This window comes from Pseudarthrobacter sp. TRD_SC_9, from assembly GCF_055361265.1.
Map to the genome: position 1 here is coordinate 500,943 of NZ_CM143956.1, position 19,774 is coordinate 520,716.

Consider the following 19,774-nt stretch of genomic DNA (forward strand, 5'->3'; position numbering starts at 1 on the left):
CCCGGGCGCGGGTGCATGCAGTGCGGGGTTCCCAAAGCGCCTGCCGATGCTTATGGTTGGTCCATGGGAACACTAATTTTTGAGTAGAAGTGCCACGGTCTGACCACAGTCCTCCTGCTGGTCCCGTCGTCTTCCAACGTCCGTAAGTCCATGCCTGTTCAGGCTGGTTGGTGCTCATTTTTCCCGTGGTCCTGTCTGTTCGGCTGTCGCAGTCCCGATGGGACCGATGCATCGCCGGTCGCGCATCGCCCGTCTGAAACAGGCCGCTACCGAAAGGGTCACCATGACCACCCCTGAATCCAACAGCAACCAGGCCGCATCGAACCCTGCTTCGAACTCGGCAGCTTCCAGCGAACCAACAGAGTCTGAGTCCACCACGCCTCCAGCCTCCGGCATCAAATCCCGCTTGAGCGAGGCGCAGCGGGCCGTGCTTGCCAGCAAGTCCAGAGGCGGCGGCGGGCACGTGCAGAGCGTGGGCAAGAGCCACCAGCCCACCCAGGCCAGCGGCAAGAAGGGGCCTGTGGAGAAGAAAACGCGCTGGTAGGAACCCTGCCCAGAGTGCTTGAAACAGGAACAGCTTCATTCAAAGAGGAAGGAAGAACCATGGCCAGGAACAAAACCGCAAGGGCGTCCAGGTCCGCTAGGACGCCCAGTTCTGCAGGAATGCCTGACGACTCCGGGGGGAAACTCGATCCGGAGCTCGCACGGCATCTTGCCGAATCCATGAGGGCGCAGCTGGCAGCGGCTCCGCCGGCTGCAGCTGGGGGCCTGAACCAGCCACGGGCAGCGGTTTCGAACGGTGACGCCAAGCGGCACCGCCAGGAGCACAGCCACGATCAGTTCGTTGCGCACAGCAGGCCCGGCCACGAAGCAGCCGTTACCGCCGTGCACCGGACCAGTCGGCCGCAGGTGAAGCACTCGAGCTAGCTGCGCCAGTCGGACGGCTCAGCACAGTTCCGTCCACTCGCCCGAATGGTGCCGGAACGCCGTAACGTTACGGCGTCCTGGCACCGTTCCGGCGGGCCCGGCGGTCCAACCAGCCACCCAGGGCACTCAGCCGGGCACCACGTCGTCGGGCGTTTTATCCACCCGCCATCCGCGCCACACGGGATGGCGCAGCCGCCCCGATTCGGTCCATTCGCCAAACGTCACCTCGCCCACCAATTCGGGTTTGGCCCAGTGTGCGTCGGACGCGTCAACGGCCGGGACGTCGTGGAAGGGCGAGGTTTTCCGGGCCAGCCCGTCCATTTTTTCCTTGATCTCGGCCAGTTCGCGGCCGCTGAATCCGCTGCCCACCCGGCCCACGTACCGCAGGCCGCCGCCCTCCGGGATCCCCAGCAACAGCGAGCCCACAGTGCTTGAGCGTCCGCCCTTGCCGGTCCGCCAGCCACCTACCACCACTTCCTGGGTCTGCTCCAGTTTGAGCTTGATCCACGTCCGGGTGCGCTGACCGCTGACGTAACGGGTGTCCGCGCGCTTGGCCATGATTCCCTCCAGGCCCAGCTCGCCGGCACTGTCCAACAGGTCCTCAATGTCCTCGTCCAGCACAGGGGACAGCTCGATCGAAGCCTCCGACAGGGGGGCATCAGCCTGGCCATAGAACGTTTCCAGGCGTGTCCGGCGCCGGCGTAACGGCATGGCTCGGAGGTCGGTGCCGCCGTCGAACAGCAAGTCAAAAAGGACCAGCCGCACCGGGATGGTGCGTTGTGCCTTGCGGACGTCGCCCGGCCGGGTCAGTTTCATCCGGCCCTGCAGCAGCCCGAAATCAGGTTTCCCGGAAGGCCCCACGGCGATGATCTCGCCATCAGCGGCGAACATGCGGTCCGGCCACAGGGCGGGGTCGGTGAACTCCGGGTACGTGGCGGAAACGTCGATGCCGTTCCGGCTGAAGATGCGCACACTCCCGCCGCCGCCGATGATGATGGCGCGGACGCCGTCCCACTTCAGCTCAAACTGCCAGTCGCTGCCGCTCAGCTCAGCCGGTGACCCGGAGGTTGCCATCATCGGCCGGAAATCCATGGACGACGGCGGCTCTAGGGTCTGGTCAGCGGCGCCCCGTTCGTCGGAGGTGCTGTGCTCAGCGCCCGGTTTCGCCGCTTCCGGTCCTGGAGTTTTACCGGTTGCCGTCTCACCTTCCGGCGTCCCACCAACAGCAACCAGGTCCTCGGGATCGTCCTCGGGCCGCCGCCTGGGATACCGGTGTGATTCCTTCTCCATCAGGTGGATCAGCCACTGGTCCTTGCCGTCGCTGCGTCCGGTCCTGATCAAGGCGAACTTCCGCGTCCCGCCGAGCCCGCCGCCGTCGGTCCCGGTGAGGGTAACTATCACTTCCTTGCCGTTGATCCATTTGTGCGTCTCGTACGTGCCGTGGTCCCAGATGGTCATCTCGCCGGCGCCGTACTCGCCCTTGGGAATGGTGCCTTCAAACGTGGCGTAATCGAGCGGGTGGTCCTCGGTCTGCACGGCCAGGTGGTTCTTGTCTGCGGTATCGGGCACTCCTTTGGGAATCGCCCAGGAGACCAGCACGCCGTCGTGTTCCAGCCGCAAGTCGTAGTGCAGTCGGCTTGCATGGTGTTCCTGGATGACGAACGTCCGGTTCTCGCCAATCCGTTCGTCAGGGGTGCCGGTGAAGGGCTCCGGAGTTTTAACAGGATCACGCATGGAACGGTACTTTGCGAGGCGCGGGTTGTCGCCGCCGTCGCTGTCTGAATCGGTGGCCGTGGCATTGCCGCCATACCCGCCGGAGATCGGCGCGAACGGATCCTCGCCGGCCTCCACACGCTGGAGCACTTCCCGGTAGTCCAGATGCTTCAGTGAGCCCGATTCCAGCTCCTCCCAGGTGCGGGGAGCGGCCACGGTCGGCGTGAGGCGCCCCCGTAGTGAGTAGGGGACGATGGTGGTTTTCGCGGCGCTGTTCTGGCTCCAGTCCACCAGCACCTTGCCCTGGCGCAGCGACTTCTTCATGTCGCTGACTGCCAGGTCCGGGTGGTCCGCTTCCAGTGCTCGTGCCAACTCGTGTGCGAAGGCGGAAATCTGGTCCGAGCTCTGACTGCCGTCCAGCTTGGCATAGAGGTGGATGCCTTTGCTGCCGCTGGTCACCGGGGCCGGTTCCAAGCCCACGTCCTGCAGGATGGTCCGCGCCAGCAGCGCCACCTCAACGCATTCCGGAAGTCCCGCGCCCGGACCGGGATCAAGGTCCAGCACCAGCCGGTCAGGCGGTAGCGCGTTGCCGTGCGAATCCACCTGCCACTGCGGCACGTGGATTTCCAGCGAGCCGATCTGGCCGAACCAGGCCAGGGTCGCGGGATCGTTGACCAGCGGGTAGTGGATGGTGCGGTCCTTGTGGGTTATCGCGGCGCGGGGAACCCACCCGGGCGTGGACTCGTCCAGGTTTTTCTGGAAGAACATCTGGCCGGGTTCCTCGGCGGTCCCCACGCCGTTGACCCAGCGCTTCCGGGTGGCCGGACGACTGGCAGAGGCCGGGATGAGAACGTGTGCCACCGAGGCGTAATAGGCCAGCACATCGGCCTTGGTGGTGCCCGTCTCCGGGTAGAGCACCTTGTCCAGGTTGGTGAGGGTCAATTCGCGGCCCGCCACCCTGACACGTTCCCTAGGTCCAGGCATGGGGCTTCTCCTTCCGGCCAAGCTGGGGTTCACTTGAGGGATGAGAGCCATTTGGAAAGGTGCCATCGCGTTTGGGCTGGTCAATGTGCCCGTCAAGGTCTACAGCGCCACTGAGGATCATGACATTAGTCTGCACCAGGTTCACAATGCCGACGGCGGCAGGATCAGGTACCAGCGGCGCTGCGAGGTTTGCAGCGAGGTGGTGGATTACTCGGACATCGAGAAGGCCTTCGAGGAAGACGGCCGCACGGTGATCCTGAGCAAGGAAGAGTTGAAGTCCATCCCTGCGGAGAACTCGCATGAGATCGAGGTGGTGCAGTTTGTGCCCTCCGAGCAACTGGATCCCATGACTTTCGAAAAAAGTTACTACCTGGAGCCGGATTCCAAGTCGCCCAAAGCCTATGTGCTGCTGCGGAGCGCGCTGGAGGATACTGACAGGGTGGCGATCGTGCAGTACGCCCTGCGCGAGAAAACCCGCCTGGGCGCGTTGCGAATCCGGGATGACGTTCTGGTGCTGCAGGCGCTGCTGTGGCATGACGAGGTGCGCGAGGTGAACTTCCCGGCGTTGGACACCTCCGTGAAGATCTCCGCGCAGGAACGGGATATGTCCGCCGCCCTGGTGGAATCCATGGCCGCCGACTTTGAGCCCGAGCAGTTCACCGACGATTACCAGGTCCAGCTTCGCCAGCTCATTGAGGCCAAGCTGGAGAAGGGCGACGCCCTGGACACCGAGGAGACCTTCGGCGCTGCGGAGGGTGAAAGCAAGGGGGAGGTCATCGACCTCATGGAGGCACTCAAACGGAGCCTGGACAAGAAGCGTGGCAAGGGCGGGGAAGCAACCGGTTCCGGATCCAAGTCTGGCTCCAAAGACGAGGAAGAGTCCGACGACGAGACGGACTCGGGTGCCGCGAAGAAGGCCCCTGCCAAGAGCCGGAGCACCCGGTCCAGTGGCGCGAAGGCATCCTCTTCGAAGGGCGCTACTGCCAAGGACAGCGAAGACAAGGACGACGCCGGCACCAAGGCTCCGGCGCGGAAGTCCGCCGCCAAGTCCAGCACTTCGAAGTCCACAGCGGCAAAGTCCAGCGCGGCGAAGTCCACAGGCGCCCGGGCCCGGAAGGGCGCCTAAGCCGGGTGCCGCCGTCGGACGTTCAGGACTTCGCCCTGAGCCATCCCCAACTTGGTATGAACGGCCCTCGCCCGCACGAGCCGTGCTGGCCAACACCGCTCTTGCGGGTCACGGCCGCTCGTGTCGGTTAGGCACCCACGCCTTTATTGGCCGTAGCTTCCAGCTTTTCACCGTGCCGGAGCACAGCTGTCACAGCTAAGAGCTCCAGACCCACAAAGACTGGCCAGAAATCGACATTGATGCCCAATGCTGGGGCGATTCCGAGCGGTCCATTCGCTGTTGCATCGGGGGCCAGAATGTCCGTTTGCTCGCTCCACCCGCTAAAGGTCAGGGTCTGTTGGGCCGCCATTGACCCTGACACGGTGAACAGCAGCTGCCAGGCCAAGCCTCCCACCATAAGACTTCTGGCGAACAGCTCGACGATGCGGGTGATGGGGGGCTGGAAAACCGGTTGACCGGGGTAACGGAACAATCCGGAAATTCGGTAAGCGGCCAATCCGGCGAGGACATTCACCGTGCCAAGGACTACGTGGCCGGCGGCGAGGCATAGTCGCGCGGCCCAGTCCAGGTTCTTCACCTCCACCTCTGCGAGGGTCAGGCCGCGGACTACTTCAGCGGCGGGGCCGTGAGTAACCACCACGCCATGCGGTGGCTGTGGCCAGAAGGGCTGAACGGGGAGGGACACCAGGACTGCCGCGCCGGGAACAACCGCCTGAACTGCCAGGATAGCCGTGCCTATGACGGTTGTGACCATATAGATCACGCTGATCACCCGAAGGATACGCAAGAGCAAGGGCCGCTGATCGCCATCACGAATTTTCGGCATAGCGCCGCTGGCCAGTGTCATATTCCCCCAAAGAACGGTCGTTCAGGCGATTCTACCTGCGGCGCCTATCGGGCCTTGGATCCTTCGAGACGCTGCCGCAAGGTGGGCAGGCCCGGGCCTGCCAGCTGGCCAAGGTACGCGGTGCGGCCGGCCATGCTCATCACCAGGGCGAGGGTTGGACCCGTGACTAATAAACCTCTGCCGGCAGCGAATGGCCCATCGTCGGCCTTTAGTTGCAGCCCGGCGACGTACGAGCGGCTGCTAACGGTGAAGTTGTTCGCTACGAAAAACGCGGCCACGGGGGTGAGCGCTTCAACACTGGGCGTCCGGGTGATCCCGAGGGGCTGCCGGATGTCCTGGGCGTGAACCACCACCTCGCCCAGATAAGCCGGAGTGTGCCCGGAAGGTGCCGTGGTGCTGGCGATGATCTTCCGGAAGCGTTCGAGCGTGTCGCCAGGAGTCTTCCCAAGGTGCGCGGCCAGCGCTCGCTGGTTGTGCACGTCGGGACGCAACCGGGCCCTGAAGATACTGCCGATCCACTGCCACTGATTCAGGCTGGCCGCCGCCGTGAGATGGGCAAGGACCTGCTCGACGTTCCATTGCCCACACAGTGTGTGATGGCGCCACTGCTCTGCGCTGATGTTGGACAAGTCCTCCGCCAGCGCCGCCCGCTCTTCGTGGACCAACGCCCACAGGTGGTTATTCTGCGCTTTCGCCATGCTTCGATCCTTCCACCGTTCACGGTTTCCGCGAAGTATGTGGCCCGTACGGGGCGGATGGGTGCCTGAGCCGGGTGCCGCCGTCGTACAGTCGATGGCGGTACCCGGCTGACACTGCTACTGCTGCGGCGCGCTAAGCGGCAGTGGCTCGATCGGCTGGTCGTTGGCGGTGAGGTCGATGCCCAGATCCTTGGCAAAGACCACCCGGGTGTCCTTGTAGATGCCCGGGTGGTCCTCGTTCAGTTCGAAGACCCGGGCACCCCGGAGGCGGTTCCGCTCCGCGCCTGAAAGCCCGTAAGCGCCGAACCCGGTTCCGGGTGCGTAACCGAGCTGCACGCCGTAGTAGTTGCCCACGTAGGTGTTCACGTGGTCGTGGCCTACAAAGTAGCCAAGGACGTCGCCACGCTCCAGGAACGCATTGAACAATCCCGAGTTGAACGGGCCCGGGCACTCGTCCTCGTTCCGCTCGCCAACAATGTTGTGCTTCGCAACAGCCCGGGCATGGTCTGCGTCAGTGCGGGAATCAATGCTGGCGAACCACATGTTGCGGTGCTCGTGGAGGGCAATGTGGCCCCACATCAGCGACGGGATCTTCTTGCCGTACTTCTGTTCCGTGGCGATGGACAGGTTGCGGTACCAGGTCACCTGGTCCATCCGTACCCAGTCCCAGTCCGGGTAACCCGCGAAGTCCTGGCCATTGATGGAATCCGGCGCATACCGGCCGGTGTCCATCAACCAGAGGCCGAAGACCGGGTCTTTGGAGCGCGAGGACTGCAGGAGCAGCTGGGTGTTCGAGGTTCCCGTCAATCCCGGGATTGAGTCAGCGTTGACGTTGAATTCGTAGCTCTGCAGGAACTCCAGCGTGCGGTCCTCCGTCATGCCGGTTCGCTGGGCCGAATCTTCGTCGTGGTTGCCGAACGTCACAGCCCACGGAATCCTGCGGCTTTCCATTGGCTGGACCACGTGGTTCAGTGCTTGCTTGACTTCCAGTTCGGTGTCACAGCCACCGTTGATCACGTCGCCGTTGATCACTGCGAAGTCAGGCTTTTCTGCGTCCAGGACGCCGTTCATCAGCTCAATGGTCCGACGGTCCGTCCGTTCGTCATCCTGGGTGTCGTTGAACTGGACAACTTTGAACCCGCCGTCGGGCCGGAACGTCAAGGCCGGCTTCTGCGCTTTCGGTCCCGTTTTGGCCATGCCGGGGGACGCCGCCGTTAAGCCGATGCCCAGCGCGCCCAACGTTCCGGCGGCCGCGAGTGCCGTTCGCCTGCTGAAACCGGCCCCTTGCATTTTTTCCATTTGTCTCTACGCTCCGTCACTGCTGCTCAGGCCCTGATCAGGCCGTGGTCATACTGGACCGTAGACGGCGTAAGTGGCGGGCCTGACAACGTGCGGTTAACCGCCAGTGGCCAGTACCTGCCGCAGGTACTGGCCACTGTTGCCGCTGACGCGGCAAGTTACTCGGCGTCGTGGTCCGTTTCGAGGATCTGGACCAAACGGTCGAGGGCTGCGTCTGAGCCGTCGCCTTCGGCCCGAAGCACCACAACGTCACCGTGCGAGGCACCCAGGCTCATCAGGGAGAGGATGCTGGCAGCGTCCATGGCTTCGTCGGCCGGCTCGCCTTCGCGGGCGATCGTGATGTCCAGATCGTATTCGCCGGCAGCTTCGGCGAAGATGGCGGCCGGACGGGCGTGCAGGCCAACGCGGCTGGCAACGGTTGCGGTGCGTTCGGACATGGGGTGTGCTCCTTTATGGTGTAAATCGGGTGGCCTTTGGAAGGCCGGATCAGACGGTGGCCGGGACAGCTTCCACCGTAGCAGCGGGCTCGCGGACGGCCCAGCGTTTCAGGGCCAGGACGGCCAGCGCGCTGATGACCGTGCCCACCAGGATGGACAGCACGAACATCAGCAGGTTGCCGATCGCGAAGAAGACGAAGATGCCTCCGTGCGGGGCCTGGGAAGTGACGCCAGCAGCCATGGCGATGGCACCGGTCACAGCCCCGCCCAGCATGCTTGCCGGGATGACGCGCAGCGGGTCCGCAGCGGCGAACGGGATGGCGCCTTCGGAGATGAACGAGGCCCCCAGCAGCCAGGCGGCCTTGCCGTTCTCCCGCTCAGCCAGGCTGAAGCGCTTCTGGTCCAGCGTGGTAGCCAGGGCCATGGCCAGCGGCGGAACCATGCCGGCCGCCATGACGGTGGCCATGATCTGCAGAGGCGCGGGATTGTCGATCAGGCTGCCGGCACCCAGGCCGGCCACAGCGAACGAGTACGCAACCTTGTTGACCGGGCCGCCGAGGTCAAAGCACATCATGAGGCCAAGGATGATGCCCAGTACGACGGCGGATGCACCGGTCATGCCGGACAGCCAGGAATTCAGTGCAACAGTCAGTCCGGCGATGGGGCCACCCAGCACCAGGAACATCAGGCCGGAGGCAACGATGGAGGCCAGCAGCGGGATGATCACCACGGGCATCAGGCCGCGCAACCAGCGCGGTACCTGCCAGGTGCCGATCCAGTGCGCCACGAAACCTGCCAGCAGGCCACCCACCAGGCCGCCGAGGAAGCCGGCGCCCATGAAACCGGCAACTGCGCCGGCGGTGAAGCCGGGGGCAATTCCGGGACGGTCCGCCAGAGCGTAGGCGATGTAGCCTGCCAGTGCCGGAACGAGGAAGCCAATGGACAAGGCACCGATCTTGAACAAGACGGCACCGAGGTAGATGCTCAGGCCGCCCTCGGGGAGGTTGCCGAAGTTGTTCTCCAGCACGATGGTGTCCGCGATGTCGGTGATGTCATAGCCGCCCAGGAGGAAGCCGAGTGCGATCAGCAGACCGCCACCGGCTACAAAAGGAATCATGTAGCTGACGCCGGTCAGCAGCGCCTTCTTCAGCTTCTGGCCGAAGTGCTCACCGTCCCTGGAATCTCCTTCGTTGGCAGCTTCCGCGCCGCCACCGCCGGCGACCCTCCGGGCATTGGGGTTGTCCGCGGCGGACAGCGCCTCCTGGACCATCTTGGCGGGCTCATCAATGCCGCGCTTGACCGGGGCGCTGATCACAGGCTTGCCGGCGAAGCGCTCCTTGCCGCGGACGTCCACATCAACTGCGAAGATGACGGCGTCGGCGGCAGCGATGACGGCCGGATCCAGCGGCTTGGCTCCGGAGGAACCCTGCGTCTCCACCTGCAGGTCCACGCCGGCTTCCTTTGCGGCCGCAACGAGGGAATCAGCAGCCATATAGGTGTGCGCGATGCCGGTGGGGCAGGCAGTCACGGCGACGAGTCGCTTGGGTCCGGTGGTTGAGGGGGTGCCACCGCTGATGGGGGCCCCGCCCGCTTCGCGGACGCCCGAAGCCGCTCCCGGGCCCCCATCAGCGGCGGCGCTGGGCGCGCGCCCGTCACCAATCGCTGCGGTCACCAGTTCCACGATTTCTTCCGGTGAAGATGCGTTGCGCAGCGCCCCCGTGAAGTCCTTTTTGATCAATGAGCGTGCCAGCTTGGACAGCAGTTTGAGGTGTTCCTGGTCTGCACCGTCTGGAGCGGCGATGAAGAAGATCAGGTCCGCGGGGCCGTCCTTTGCGCCGAAATCCACGGGGCTGGAGAGCCGGGCCATCGCCAGGGTGGGGACGGTGACGGCAGTCGATCGGCAGTGCGGGATAGCGATGCCGCCGGGTACTCCCGTTGCGGTTTTCTGTTCCCGGGCGAAGGCGTCCGTAAAGAGGCCTTCTACCTCGGTGGCGCGTCCGGTGGCAGCAACTTTGCTGGCCAGGTGCCGGATCACGGCCTCGGGCGAGGAGCCCAGGTTCTGGTCGAGGTCGACCAGTTCTGTGGTGATGAGCTGGGACACTGTCAATCCTTTCGAAGGGCCGTGACGGTGACGGCTTCAGGGGTGGTCTGATGGACTGCCGGGACAGTGGAACCCGGCAGCGAGGCGGCGGCGGCACCGTGTGCCACTGCCTGACGGAGGCAATCAGCCGGGGCGGCGCCCTGACCGTGGGCCAGCAGGTAACCGGCCAACGCGGAATCGCCCGCGCCGACGGTACTGACGGCGGTGACCGGCGGGTGCGTGGCAAGCCACGCGCCGTCGGCTGTTACCAGGACGGCGCCTTTGGAACCGAGCGTGGCCAGCACGGCTCGCACACCGGAACGTACGACGGCGGCTGCCGCAGCGGCTGCCATCTCAGGGTTCGCCTCGAGCTGCTCACCTGTGTAGGACTGGCTGGATCCGGCCGCAGCCGCCAATTCGGCGAGTTCTTCGGCATTGGGTTTGAGCAGATCCGGCTTCCCGGAGGTGTCCTCACCTGTAGTGCCCTGCGGGCTGTTGCCGGCCACGGCTCCGGCAAGTGGAGCGCCGGAGGAGTCGACGGCAATCAGGGGAGCGCCGCCGTCGGACATTCTTAGCCGCCGGGTCACGGTGGCGTAGAAATTTGAAGGGAAACCCGGTGGCAGGGAACCGGCCAGGACTACCCAACGGGCGCCGCGGGAGCGCTCCAGGAGCAGGACAATCAGTTCTTCCCGCTGGGCGTCGTCCAGGATGGGGCCGGGCTCGTTGATCTTGGTGGTGGTGCCGTCCGGTTCGGTGAGCGCCACGTTGGTGCGCAGCGGTTCGCTGATAGGCAGGGCACTGTACGGGACCTTGGCTTCGCGGAGGCCGGCCAGGACTGGATCCGGGTCTGCCCCGGGGAGGACGGCGACGGTATCCAGGCCGGAGGCTACCAGCGCGCGGGAGACGTTGACTCCCTTGCCGCCGGATTCCTGCCGGACCGAAACTGCGCGCTGGACCTCTCCGCGTTCGAGTGCACCCGGGAGGGCTACGGTGCGGTCCAAGCTGGGGTTGGCCGTAAGCGTAACGATCATGCGATCACCACGTCAACGCCGGCGTCGGCAAGGGCCGCGGCCAGTTCGGGGCTGGGTTCACTGTCAGTAATCACGGTGTCCAGATCTTTTAGGGAGGCGAACTGGACCAGCGTCTCGGCGTCCAGCTTGGAGGAATCGGCCAGCACCACAATGCGGCGTGCCGAATGAACGAAGGCTGCCTTGACGGCGGCTTCTTCAGGATCGGGCGTGCTGAGACCAAACGACGCGTGGATGCCGTTGGTCCCCAGGAAAACAACGTCCGGGCGGAGCCGGGCCGCCGCCTCGGTCGTGGATTGCCCCACAGCGGCCTGCGTCAGTCCGCGGACCCGCCCGCCCAACAGGTGCAGGGCGATGCCGGGCGTGCTGGAGAGCTTCGCAGCAATGGGCAGTGCATGGGTGATGACTACGAGGTCCGGGCCGACTGTGTTGGATTGTGTTGTTTCTGCGTTGCCGTTGGTCGGGCCGTGCTGCCGGGCAAGCAGGTCCGCAAGGACTTCCGTGGTGGTCCCGGCGTCGAGGAGGACGCTGCCGGCCGAACTGTGCGGAACCAGCTTCAGGGCCGCCTTCGCAATCCGCAGTTTCTGCTCGGGACGCTGGACCGTGCGTTCGGTGACGCTTTCCTCGGTGGTGGTGAAGCGGTCTGCGGCGACGGCGCCACCATGGACCCGGCGGACGGTTCCGGCAGCTTCCAAGGCAGCGAGGTCCCTGCGGACAGTTTCCGTGGTGATGCTGAAGCTCTCCGCGAGATCCGTCACGCCGACCCGGCCGGTATCAGCAACGAGACCTGCGATCTTCTGCTGGCGTTCCTCGGCGAACACGGTACCCTCCATCGCGAGTGTGCTTTAGGTGCTTGTTCCGACTGAAGTGACAGCTATCACTCCAATGTGGAATTAGTTGACTTTATCTTTGTTTCTGTTGGATTGTCAACGGTTGCGATGGGAAGCCATGGAAACGGACTCGGGTGGACCTTCGAAGCTTCTCCTCATTTGGTGGGTTGGATTCCTATACTGGCTTCATGATGATGTCGCTGCTGTTCGGCGTAGTGGCTTCCAGTGCCCTGGTTATTGGAGCGTTGGTCGGCGTCCGGTTCAATCTGCCCAAACGCTTATTGGCGATCCTCCTGTCGTTTGCTGCCGGGTCCCTCATCACCGCCCTGGCTTTTGAACTCTTCGAGGACGCCTATGAACGAGGCGGCATTTGGCGGGCAGCCATAGGTCTGCTGGCAGGCGCCCTTGTCTTTACCGTCCTCAGCGCGCTGCTGGACCGTTGGGCCCAGCCAGGTTCAGAAGCGACACCGGCCGATGAATACGAAGGCAGCGCAAAGCTCGATACCGATGCTGCCGCGACGGAGCGCCCGTCCTCCAAGGCATCGACGCGCGGCGCGGCAGGTCTGGCCCTCCTCGCTGCTGTCACCCTTGACGGTGTGCCGGAAAACGTGGCGCTGGGAGTAGCGCTGGGCGGAGGCACCGGTGGACTGGCCCTCCTGGCTGCGATCTTCGTTTCCAACTTTCCTGAGGCACTGGTTGGAGCATCATCAATGCGCGCACAGGGCAGAAGCGCCGGCGCCGTCTTCGGCTTGTGGGGTGCCTGTGCAGTATTGCTCGTTATCGCCGTCGTGATCGGTGCAGGCCCCCTTTCAGAGGTAGACACGGAAACCATCTCCTTGCCTTTGGCATTCGCCGCCGGCGCTGTGATCGCATCCCTGGCTGACACCCTTATGCCCGAAGCCTACGAACACGGCGGACCGGCTGTAGCAATGAGCACGGCGGCCGGCTTCGTCCTCTCCTTCGTCCTATCCCTTATGTGAAAGCGCGTCGGCGACTGCCGTCGGCAGTGTGGGCGCGCGGGCTTGTTGCCTTGGTTTCAGCGCAGCCCGTTGAAAAATTTCCGGATGTCAGCCACGAGCAGGTCCGGTGCCTCCATGGCGGCGAAGTGGCCCCCGCGGTCAAATTCGGACCAGTGGACCACTGTGTGCTCAAGTTCCACAGTCCGCCGAATGGACACATCCAAGGGGAATACTGCGACGCCGGTCGGTACGGACGAACGCTCACTCGCGCCCCAGGCGCCGGCATGCGCGGTTTCGTAGTAGCTGTTGGCCGAGGAGCCTGCGGTTCCGGTCAGCCAATACAGCATCACGTTGGTGAGTAACAGATCCCGGTCCACCGCATCCTCGGGCAGATTGGCGGCCGGATCGGTCCACTCCTTGAACTTCTCCACGATCCAGGCCAGTTGCCCCACCGGGGAGTCGTGCAGCCCGTGGGCCAGTGTTTGTGGGCGGCTGATCTGGATCATCGCGTAGCCGGACTGCTCTCTTTCCAGGTACTGCAAGTGCCTCAGCCGCGCCCGCTCCGCCTCGGTCAATTCCGCCTTTTCGCCTGGGCTGACGCCGGTAAAGGCCGCCAGACCATTTGCATGAACCCCAACCACCTTGCCTGGGTTGAGCCGGCCGAGCCCCGGGGATATGACAGCTCCGGTGTCTCCGCCCTGCGCGCCGTAGCGGTCGTAGCCGAGCCGTTCCATCAGCCCGGCGAACGCCCTGGTCACTCGGTTGGTGTCCCAGCCGGTTTCTCCGGTGGGACCGGAGAAGCCGCTGCCGGGGATTGACGGGATCACCAGATGGAATGCGTCTTCCGGATTTCCGCCGTGTGACCTGGGGTCGGTCAGCGGGCCAATCACGTTCAGAAACTCGACGATTGAACCGGGCCAACCGTGGATCAGGATCAGCGGCAGCGCGTCCGGTTCGGGCGAGCGGACGTGCAGGAAATGGATGTTTTGCCCGTCGATCTCCGTAGTGAACTGCGGGTACTTGTTCAGTGCCTGCTCGAAGACCCGCCAGTCGTACCCATCGCGCCAATACTCGGCGAGCCCTTTGAGATAGCTTGCCGGCACGCCGCGGCTCCAGCCCACATCCGGCAGATCCGTGGTCCATCGGGTTCTGGTGATCCTGTCCCGCAGGTCATCCAGGTCAGCCTGCGGAATGTCTATGGCGAAGGGCTTTATGTCTCTGTTGTTGTCCATACGAACAACCCTAGAAGTGGCTTAGGTCAGTTTCGGTCCTAGGTCGTGGCAGGATTTAGTCATGTGGGAAACTTCGGCACGGTTGTTGCGGCTGCTCTCGCTGCTCCAGGCCCGGCGCGACTGGTCCGGTACCGAGCTGGCCGAGCGGCTGGAAGTCACCCCGCGGACCGTGCGGCGGGACATCGACCGGCTGCGCGGCCTGGGCTATCCAGTGCTGGCCACCGCCGGTGCTGCCGGCTACCGGCTTAGTGCGGGGGCGGCTCTTCCGCCGTTGCTGCTTGACGACGACGAGGCCGTGGCCGTAGCGGTTGGGTTGCGGACGGCCGCGGGTGGTTCCATTACCGGCATCGAGGAGTCATCGGTGCGGGCCCTGGCCAAGCTCGAACAGGTGCTGCCGTCCCGGCTGCGGCACCGAATCAACGGCCTGCAGGCGGTAGTTGTGCCGTTGTCCAGCACCGGACCTACCGTCTCTCCGGACACGCTTACCGCCATCGCCGCCGCATGCCGCGACGCGCTGTGCCTGCGCTTCGATTACCGCAGGCACGACGGAACCAGCAGTATCCGCACGACTGAGCCGCACCGGCTGGTACATGCGGGGTGGCGCTGGTACCTCGTCGGCTGGGACGTGGACCGGCAGGACTGGCGCACCTACCGTGTGGATCGCCTGGACCCGCGCACACCCGCCGGCCCCAGGTTCACCCCGCGCACCCCGCCGGCCGCAGACCTCGGCGGCTACACTTCGCAGGCGATTACGACGTCGGCCTACCGCTACCAGGGCCGGTTCACCCTGCACGTCAGCGCTGCGACGGCGGCTGAGCGGATTGCCCCCACCACCGGTGCGCTGGAGCCGATCGACGAGCACCACTGCACGCTGCATGCAGGAGCCAACTCCCTGGACGAGTTGGCCATCTATGTAGCAACGAAAGGGTTCGACTTCCAGGTGCACGAACCCCCGGAGCTTGTGGAGCACGTCAGGACGCTGGCAGCCAGGCTTGCTAACGCCAGCGATTAAGAGGCGGTTTGCCGCAGCTCAGCAGCCGGACTGCGGATTGGTGCAGCGCCAACATGCACGGGGCCAAGATGCACGGCGCCAAAAAAGGCGCAGGCCCGGATCGTGGCGATCCGGGCCTGCGCTTGCGTAGAGGTTCGTGTTGGTGCTGGTTGTTAAGCGTTGGCGTCAGAGGCCGCCGTCGCGGGTGTCGTGGCGCGTTATCCGCTCGCCGGTTTGCGGGTCTGCCACGGTACGGGTTTCGCTGACCCGGTGGCGGCGTCCGGGGGAGGCGAGAATCAGGGAGGCAACCAGGCCGATGATGCCTACCGCCATCAGGATGTAGCCGATCAGCGTCTGGTCAACGTAGGGGATCAGTCCTGGGGTGATGGCCCAGGCCAGAATTGCTCCCAGGGCGATGAGGAAAATGGATGAGCCGATTCTCATGGACTTGCTCCTTCTGTACGCCACGGGCTTCCCGCGGCATTGATAAGCATGCTGTCAAGTTTACGCTACTGCCACTGAGCTGGGGTTTCAATGAAGACTGAGTTGCTGAGCGTGTTGGACGCGCCGCACGATGATTTCGATGGAGTTGCTCCTTGCTGGTTGCTTTAACGGGGTGATGGCCAGCGATCAAGGCCGTAATTGATCGCTAGGGCTAAGTCCTGTGGGGCGGTCACGTGCGCGAGGTGGTCTTCATTCGACAGGATTGTGACGTCGTTGATCTGCAGTGCTTCCAGGAAGATATCGACACTTGGCCCGTAGGGTGGTCGATTCCTGCTGTGCTCGCCCGCGATGATCGTTGTAGGAATGGTCCATGACGTCGGTGCGGTGAAGGCGAACTGGTTGATCGTCAACAGTTCAGCACTGGCCGGTGCTGCTAACTGCATGAGCTTAGGCCAGGCCGGACTCGACCGGAGCGCTTTGACGTGTTCCTGGGTGTAGCCCGAGAGGTCGATGTTGATGATCTCAACGGCGGCGTCAAGGTCGCCTGCGTTGACGGCTGCCGTCACGAGGGGCAGGGCCGTGACGCCGAACGGATGTGCGACCGGCTCGTAGAGTACGAGCGATCGGGCATCAGCACCTTGCCTAATGGCCTCAACCGCGATGAGTCCGCCGTAGCTATGGGCAACGAGGTCAACAGGACTCTCAAGGGTCGCCAGCCACAGCAGGAGGTCTCGAACCTCAGTGTTGAGGTCATACCCTTCATTCAAGGGGGCACTCGGAGCGCGCCCTCGGCGATTGAGCACAAGGACTGGGCGTCCCGGCGCCATAGCGCCGACGACCCGGAGCCACGCACGCGCGTCCGCCATTACGCCATGCACGAGTACGACGGGGACTCCTTTCCCCGTCCGGGCCAGTGCGGTGAGTGTCCCATGGTCAGATTCCAGCGTCACCTCAGTGACTTGGTGGTCAGCAAGAGGATCGTTCATTTTTCTCCCTAATGACTTGCAGGATGCCAAAGACGTACTCGGCTTTTCAGTAGTGCCTGCTGCCGCCCCGAGTACCAGGTTAAATATCCGGTCCACATGCGGTGCGTAGAACCCCTTCAAGCTATGCCAGTACTCAGCTGCTGTGGGAGACGGTATTGAGTTGGCCGAGGCGCAGTGCCTGCATGGCTCGGCTCCATTGGGTGAGCTGGTCCAGCATTGCTGTCAGTGTTGCTGCGTGATGCGGTGCAGGGCTGGAGATCATGTTGTTTTCGAAGTCGGTGAAGAGTGACAGTGCGACTTGTGCTCGGACATCTGCCAGTTGAAGTTCTCCTGCTATACAACGCAAATGTTCGACGGCGCGGGTTCCCCCGGCCAATCCATAGCCTACAAATCCGATGGCTTTGTTGTGCCACTCGGTATAGAGGTAATCGATCGCGTCTTTCAAAGCCCCGGGAATGGAGTGGTTGTACTCGGGGGTAACGACGATGAATCCGTCGTAGGACGCTACAGCAGCTGACCATTTCAGGGTGTGCTCGTGAGTGTAGTGGGGTCCCATTGCTGCCGGCGTCGGCTCGTCCAGATGGGGCAGTTGGTAGTCGACGATATCGAGAATGTCGTAGTCGGCGTCGAATCGGGCCGTGGCAATTTCGTGGACCCAGCGCGCAACGGAAGGGCAGGCGCGCCCCGGACGAGTGCTGCCGATGATGATACCTATGCGAATCATGCAGGTGTTCCTGTCTTGTGGTGATCAATGAGGTGTTCGTTGGTCCGGGTCACGGGCGGGACCGTGTGGGAAGTCCTGGGTATGAGGGACTGCAGGGGAAGGAGGATTGCGACGAGCGCTGCCAACCCTGCCGCTCCAAGGTAGACGGGACTGATGTTCGCGTTGCTGATGAGCGGCTGGGCCAGCAGTGGTGAGACGAACTGGCCGGCGAACATCGCAGAAGTCAGTCCGCCGAAGGCTTTGGCCCTACCCTCGCCGGGAACGGTGGAGGCTACCCACGCATTGAGGTTAGGCATCACCAGGCCGGTCCCGAGGGCGGTTATGGTCAACGCGAGGACGGCAGATGGGAGAGCGTCGACCAAGGCAAGGACGACCAGGCCGATTCCCATGAGACTGAAGCTGATGGCGGCGTTTGCTGTATTGCCTATTCGGGCAGTGAAAACATAGATGAGACTTGCCCCGGATTGGACGGCAACCATCCATGCCATCACGAACCCGGCAGTGGCCGCCCCACTGCCGGTGACGGTCGCGAGATGGAACGGCAACTGGGTGGGAATGGTGTAGAAAATGACCTGCGCGGCAAAGGCCAGAACGAACAACGAGAACACCAGAACCCGGGAGCCCGTCTCCGCTCCTGTAGCGCTGATTTTAGGATCCTCACCCGTTACGTTTTGGCGGAGAGGAAAGGCTGGTCCCACGGTTGCTCGGCTCAGGGTTTCTTGTCCTGCGGGTTCTTTCACGTACAGCATGATGAGGACGGCGATGGGCAGCGCGAGGAGGTATACGCCGAAGGGACCCCGCCAACTAATGCCGGCCAGCAAGCCGCCCAGGGATAAGAAGACCACGCCCCCGAGCCCTGAAAAGGCTGCCTGAAACCCCAAGATTCTGTTACGGGACTTTCCTGTGTGCCACTCCGTGAGCAGAGTGAGAGTAGACACCATCACTGCGCTCACCGCTGCGCCGAGCACCAGCCGGGAGACGAGAAGCAAACCGAGGCTTTCGACTACCAGACCCGATGATCCCGCCGCTGCGTACAGGACCGTTGACCACAGCAGAACGCGCTTACTTCCCACCCGGCCGATCAACGCGCCAGCAAAAGGGGCAGATACGGCGATGGCCAAGGCCGTGGCAGTTAGCACCAGACGACTAAACACTTCCGGCTGCCCAATGCTGGCAAAGTGTGCACCCATTGCCGGTAACGCCGGCGAGATCGTCGCTCCCGCCATCACCGTCAAGGTACTTGCCAAGAGTAGTGACCAGGTCAATAGGCGGTGTGGTGCAGTCAGGGTGGAACGGTTACCGGGTTCAGTCATACCCGTACGCTAGAACTTCAACAAAGGTTGAAGTCAAATACCAAGAGGTGGTACCACCATGAGTGCAACAGTCACCGCACTGCCCATGCTGACCGTCGGCGACTTAGCTCGCGAGAGCGGTGTCGCGCCCTCCGCCGTCCGGTTCTACGAACACCACGGCCTGATCGCCGCCACCCGAACGGCAGGTAATCAGCGCCGGTTCACAACCTCCGACGGCTGCCGAATCAAAGTGATCCGCGTAGCCCAACGCGTTGGCATCTCCGTCCAGGAAATCAAAACCCTCCTGGCTGTACTGCCCGCAGAAACTGAACCCAGCAAGGACGACTGGGCGAAGCTGCAACAGGCGCTCACCCAAGAAACGAACAAACGCATTGCCGAACTTAATACGGTCCTTACGGACCTCGCTTCCGACGCAAACCTCTGTGAACTAGCTCCGACTAATCCATAGTTCGGTGATTTCAGTGCCCTGCCTTGCCTCTCCCGGCCCACTGACTGACTAGGCTGGGGCAGTGCAAACAGTTGCCTGGTCCAAACCTGAATCCGAACGTGCCGGTACGCCCCTGCTGGTAATGATGCATGGCTACGGCACCGATGAAACGCGGATGGAAAAGCTCTTCGGGATGCTGCCGCAGGAGTTCACCTGCGCCGCACCCCGGGCACCCATGGCCATTGGCGATGCGTTCGGCTGGTTTCTCCTGGATTACTTCCTGACCAACGACTTCGCGGACGTCGTCTCGGCCACCAACAAGGTGCATACCTGGATCGACTCGCTCCGGCCCGGGCACAGCAGCGTTACCCTCCTTGGATACTCGCAGGGAATGGCCATGGCAAGTACGTTGTTACGTTTACATCCGGAAAAATACAAGGCAGTAGTAGGCCTTTCCGGATTTGTCCTGGACAACGAACTGCTGGCCATGAGCGAACAGTTCTCCACCCCGCCGCCCTTTTTTTGGGGCCGGGACCGGGATGACCTCGTTATCAACGAGGACGCCATCGAGCACACCGCCCGGTGGTTGGAGCAAAGCACCGCACTGACGGCCCGTACCTATCCGGGAATGGGGCATTCGATCAGTGCACAGGAGATGGTGGATGTCTCCGCGTTTTTGCGCCACTACGTACTGAACAACCCCTGACCTACGGGCCATAAATCCAGTTG

The 19,774-nt window shown here is 63.5% G+C and carries 20 protein-coding genes; 7 read left to right on the forward strand and 13 right to left on the reverse strand.

The genetic code is table 11. From position 1 onward, the window contains the following. Nucleotides 1–283: 283 nt before the first annotated feature. Both ACWA13_RS02325 and ACWA13_RS02330 read left to right on the forward strand, forming a co-directional pair. Nucleotides 284–544 (forward strand): hypothetical protein, encoded by a 261-nt coding sequence (locus ACWA13_RS02325; protein WP_463936553.1) that lies wholly within the window; start codon nt 284–286, stop codon nt 542–544. A 59-nt stretch (nt 545–603) separates the two neighbouring features. Further along, a complete protein-coding gene (locus ACWA13_RS02330) occupies nt 604–927 on the forward strand; it encodes a hypothetical protein (protein ID WP_463936554.1) in 324 nt (107 codons plus the stop codon). Between the two features lie 126 nt (nt 928–1,053). On the opposite strand, the gene ACWA13_RS02335 is transcribed toward ACWA13_RS02330, so the two are convergent. Continuing rightward, nucleotides 1,054–3,624, reverse strand: coding sequence for an ATP-dependent DNA ligase (locus ACWA13_RS02335; protein ID WP_463936556.1), 2,571 nt, complete (start codon nt 3,622–3,624; stop codon nt 1,054–1,056). 40 nt (nt 3,625–3,664) lie between these two features. Here ACWA13_RS02335 and ku point away from each other — a divergent pair, with 40 nt between their 5' ends. Continuing rightward, nucleotides 3,665–4,750 carry a non-homologous end joining protein Ku gene (ku, locus tag ACWA13_RS02340; RefSeq protein WP_463936557.1) on the forward strand — a complete coding sequence of 362 codons (1,086 nt, stop codon included), beginning with the start codon at nt 3,665–3,667 and terminating at the stop codon, nt 4,748–4,750. A gap of 127 nt (nt 4,751–4,877) precedes the next feature. Here the strand turns inward: ku and ACWA13_RS02345 are convergent, their stop codons facing one another. The 7 genes from ACWA13_RS02345 to ACWA13_RS02375 form a co-directional block, all read right to left on the reverse strand. After that, complete coding sequence (locus ACWA13_RS02345; protein ID WP_463936558.1) at nt 4,878–5,597, reverse strand: hypothetical protein; 720 nt, start codon at nt 5,595–5,597, stop codon at nt 4,878–4,880. A 44-nt stretch (nt 5,598–5,641) separates the two neighbouring features. After that, entirely contained in the window at nt 5,642–6,295 is a 654-nt protein-coding gene (locus tag ACWA13_RS02350; RefSeq protein WP_463936560.1) for a maleylpyruvate isomerase family mycothiol-dependent enzyme, read from the reverse strand. Between the two features lie 117 nt (nt 6,296–6,412). After that, nucleotides 6,413–7,594, reverse strand: a complete 1,182-nt coding sequence (locus ACWA13_RS02355) for a metallophosphoesterase family protein (protein WP_463936561.1) — start codon at nt 7,592–7,594, stop codon at nt 6,413–6,415. 158 nt (nt 7,595–7,752) lie between these two features. Then, nucleotides 7,753–8,031: an HPr family phosphocarrier protein gene (locus ACWA13_RS02360; protein ID WP_463936563.1), complete on the reverse strand. Its 279-nt coding sequence runs from the start codon at nt 8,029–8,031 to the stop codon at nt 7,753–7,755. 49 nt (nt 8,032–8,080) lie between these two features. Then, nucleotides 8,081–10,132, reverse strand: coding sequence for a PTS fructose transporter subunit IIABC (locus ACWA13_RS02365; protein ID WP_463936565.1), 2,052 nt, complete (start codon nt 10,130–10,132; stop codon nt 8,081–8,083). A 2-nt stretch (nt 10,133–10,134) separates the two neighbouring features. Beyond that, nucleotides 10,135–11,142: a 1-phosphofructokinase family hexose kinase gene (locus ACWA13_RS02370; RefSeq protein ID WP_463936567.1), complete on the reverse strand. Its 1,008-nt coding sequence runs from the start codon at nt 11,140–11,142 to the stop codon at nt 10,135–10,137. Beyond that, on the reverse strand, nt 11,139–11,960 hold the full coding sequence (locus tag ACWA13_RS02375) for a DeoR/GlpR family DNA-binding transcription regulator (protein ID WP_463936569.1): 822 nt from the start codon (nt 11,958–11,960) through the stop codon (nt 11,139–11,141). Before ACWA13_RS02375 ends, ACWA13_RS02370 begins: the two co-directional genes overlap by 4 nt. Before the next feature lie 197 nt (nt 11,961–12,157). Between ACWA13_RS02375 and ACWA13_RS02380 the strand changes: the two genes are divergently transcribed. Continuing rightward, on the forward strand, nt 12,158–12,949 hold the full coding sequence (locus ACWA13_RS02380) for a ZIP family metal transporter (protein WP_463936571.1): 792 nt from the start codon (nt 12,158–12,160) through the stop codon (nt 12,947–12,949). Between the two features lie 56 nt (nt 12,950–13,005). On the opposite strand, the gene ACWA13_RS02385 is transcribed toward ACWA13_RS02380, so the two are convergent. Beyond that, the gene (locus ACWA13_RS02385) at nt 13,006–14,160 is read right to left on the reverse strand and encodes an epoxide hydrolase family protein (RefSeq protein WP_463936572.1); all 1,155 of its coding nucleotides are present in this window, start codon (nt 14,158–14,160) and stop codon (nt 13,006–13,008) included. Nucleotides 14,161–14,221: 61 nt separating this feature from the next. Here ACWA13_RS02385 and ACWA13_RS02390 point away from each other — a divergent pair, with 61 nt between their 5' ends. Further along, nucleotides 14,222–15,172, forward strand: a complete 951-nt coding sequence (locus ACWA13_RS02390; protein WP_463936574.1) for a helix-turn-helix transcriptional regulator — start codon at nt 14,222–14,224, stop codon at nt 15,170–15,172. A 165-nt stretch (nt 15,173–15,337) separates the two neighbouring features. Here the strand turns inward: ACWA13_RS02390 and ACWA13_RS02395 are convergent, their stop codons facing one another. The 4 genes from ACWA13_RS02395 to ACWA13_RS02410 form a co-directional block, all read right to left on the reverse strand. Then, nucleotides 15,338–15,595 (reverse strand): DUF6458 family protein, encoded by a 258-nt coding sequence (locus ACWA13_RS02395; protein ID WP_463936576.1) that lies wholly within the window; start codon nt 15,593–15,595, stop codon nt 15,338–15,340. Between the two features lie 164 nt (nt 15,596–15,759). Then, on the reverse strand, nt 15,760–16,581 hold the full coding sequence (locus ACWA13_RS02400) for an alpha/beta fold hydrolase (protein WP_463936577.1): 822 nt from the start codon (nt 16,579–16,581) through the stop codon (nt 15,760–15,762). 133 nt (nt 16,582–16,714) lie between these two features. After that, complete coding sequence (locus ACWA13_RS02405; protein WP_463936579.1) at nt 16,715–17,305, reverse strand: NADPH-dependent FMN reductase; 591 nt, start codon at nt 17,303–17,305, stop codon at nt 16,715–16,717. Then, a complete protein-coding gene (locus ACWA13_RS02410; protein ID WP_463936581.1) occupies nt 17,302–18,618 on the reverse strand; it encodes an MFS transporter in 1,317 nt (438 codons plus the stop codon). The genes ACWA13_RS02405 and ACWA13_RS02410 overlap by 4 nt, the downstream gene beginning before the upstream one ends. Before the next feature lie 58 nt (nt 18,619–18,676). On the opposite strand from ACWA13_RS02410, the gene ACWA13_RS02415 reads away from it, so the two are divergent. Then, on the forward strand, nt 18,677–19,066 hold the full coding sequence (locus tag ACWA13_RS02415) for a MerR family transcriptional regulator (protein ID WP_463936583.1): 390 nt from the start codon (nt 18,677–18,679) through the stop codon (nt 19,064–19,066). 61 nt (nt 19,067–19,127) lie between these two features. Next, nucleotides 19,128–19,751, forward strand: a complete 624-nt coding sequence (locus ACWA13_RS02420; protein ID WP_463936585.1) for an alpha/beta hydrolase — start codon at nt 19,128–19,130, stop codon at nt 19,749–19,751. Nucleotides 19,752–19,774: the final 23 nt, after the last annotated feature.